Source organism: Bifidobacterium amazonense (assembly GCF_018555435.2).
GTDB classification, from domain to species: domain Bacteria; phylum Actinomycetota; class Actinomycetes; order Actinomycetales; family Bifidobacteriaceae; genus Bifidobacterium; species Bifidobacterium amazonense.
On sequence record NZ_JAFEJT020000119.1, the window covers coordinates 1 to 2,087 of the forward strand.

Genomic DNA, 2,087 nt, shown 5'->3' on the forward strand with positions numbered 1-2,087 from the left:
CAACTCGAAGCGACTGCACGCCTCCCTGGGCTACAGGACACCGGAACAGGTCGAGAACGAGTATTATCAAAAGCAGATGGCACAAGCCGTCTCATAGCAGAGACGGAACAAAAATCAGGCCACTTCAGTGACACTCCTGAGGATAAGGTCACCGTGTTCACGTTTGAGCTGAACGCTACCAAGGTTGATTCCTCCGGGACTCAGCTGACGGGCGCGAAGTTCAGCCTGTACAAGTGGAACAAGAACTCCACTGCGGACGACAAGTACGAGCTGGTTGAATCCTTTAATACCGAAAATCATGCGGCGAAGTTCACGTTCTCCGGCCTTGACGCTGGCCGGTACAAGCTCGTTGAGGACGAGGCTCCTGACACCTACAACAAGATGCCTGACAAGGAGTTCAAGATCGTCGCTGTTCACGATGAGACTTCTGACAATCCGCAGCTCACTGAGCTGAAGTTCACTGATCTGAACGGTACTGTTATTCCTTCGACTGACGAGTACTTCAAAGTTCAGAGCACCAACTCGGATAAGGGTAAGCCGGAAGTGAACATCGTGAACTACAAGGGTTCCGAGCTCCCGTCCACTGGTGGTATGGGTACGGTGATCCTCTACGCGCTTGGTGGTGCGTTTGTGGTGGCTGCTGGCCTGTGGTTTGGTCTGCGTCGTCGCTTCTCCAACCGCTGAATAGTGGTCTGCTGATCCTCACTTGTTGAGGATGAGGATCATCCTTAAGTTCTTTGCTTCGTCTCGTTGTTGAGGCGGGGCGGAGCAAAGAACCTCTCTGTTTTCTTGGGATCTCTGTGGGGAGACGATGTTGGCTAACGCAAACGGTGACCACGATAGTCGTGGTTGTGGCGTGAGAGCGCTGGGGGCGCGCTGGGTGACGAGTGTCCTTGCAGCGGTCTGCTCACTGGCTTTGTTGTTGACTGGTTTTGCTGTGTTGCTTCCTGCTTCCACCGCGTATGCGGCAGACGGGCAGGGGAGTATCACGGTGAACTATCAAGATGATGATGCTCCCATCGTTGGGGCTCAAGCTCATCTGTATCATGTGGCTGACTGGAACGGTAACAATGATGGGTTCACGCCGACTTCCCAGTTCAAGAAGTATTCCGTGGACTGGAACATATCTGGTGCGGATTCGGAAACTTTCCGTCAGTTGGCTGAGACGCTTGCCGGGTACATTTCCCGCGACACTTTGAAGTCGCAGGCTGATCAAACTACAGACTCTACTGGCACTGCGGTGTTTAAGGATCTGTCGCGGGGATTGTATCTGGTGACGGTTGACGCGTATGACGGTGATTCACTGTCGTGTAAGGCTTCTTCTACTTTGGTGGTGTTGCCTTCTGATTCTGGTTCGTTGGATGTGACGTTGCAGCCGAAGACCGAATGCAGTCCTCGGGAGACTCCGCCGCCTCCTACTGAGGAGAAGGTGAAGAAGAAGGTTACCAAGGTGTGGAAGAACGATACGGAAGCGAATCGTCCTTCCAAGGTGATCGTCCAACTGTTGCAGGATGGCAAGGTCTTTAACGAGGCTGAGCTGAACGCAGCGAATGGGTGGTCGTATGAGTGGTCTGATCTTCCCGCTGATCATGAGTATCGGATCGTGGAGAAGACAGTCGCTGAGCATTACACGGTTCTCGTGGATCGTGAGTCGGATGAAACTATCATCACGAATACGTACAATCCGCCGCCGAATCCTCCTAAAAAGAAGACTCCGCCGCCGAGTACGCCTCCGTCGAGGACTCCTCCTGCTGAGACTGGTTCGAATGTGACGACTGCCGCGGCTTGTGCGGTTGGGTTGTCTGGGGCTGGGTTGGCTGTGCTTCGAGTCCGTCGTAGGCATAAGGCTTCGAATAACTGAAGAGTGTGCTGATTCGGGTAGCAGAGCGGTGGTTCTGCGCTGTGTGTATTGGAATCGTGCTGCGCACGATGCCGTGTTTGTTGGCGGCCTTGCGGCCGTGACGCTCCCTCAGTCCGCCTGCGGCGGCCAGCTCCCTCAGCCGAGGGAGCCGAGGCTCCGCCAGCTTCGGAAGGATTTCTGGGGTTGGAGGTTGAGCTTCAATAACCACAGTGGTTGTGGTGGCCTG

Annotated in this window: 2 protein-coding genes; both read left to right on the forward strand. The window is 54.5% G+C overall.

What is annotated here, in order from left to right; all coding sequences use genetic code 11:
- A partial coding sequence (locus JS533_RS13545; RefSeq protein WP_241515338.1) for a SpaA isopeptide-forming pilin-related protein occupies positions 1-684 on the forward strand: 684 nt, incomplete at its 5' end.
- Between the two features lie 127 nt (positions 685-811).
- A complete protein-coding gene (locus JS533_RS13550) occupies positions 812-1,861 on the forward strand; it encodes a Cna B-type domain-containing protein (RefSeq protein WP_241515340.1) in 1,050 nt (349 codons plus the stop codon).
- Positions 1,862-2,087: the final 226 nt, after the last annotated feature.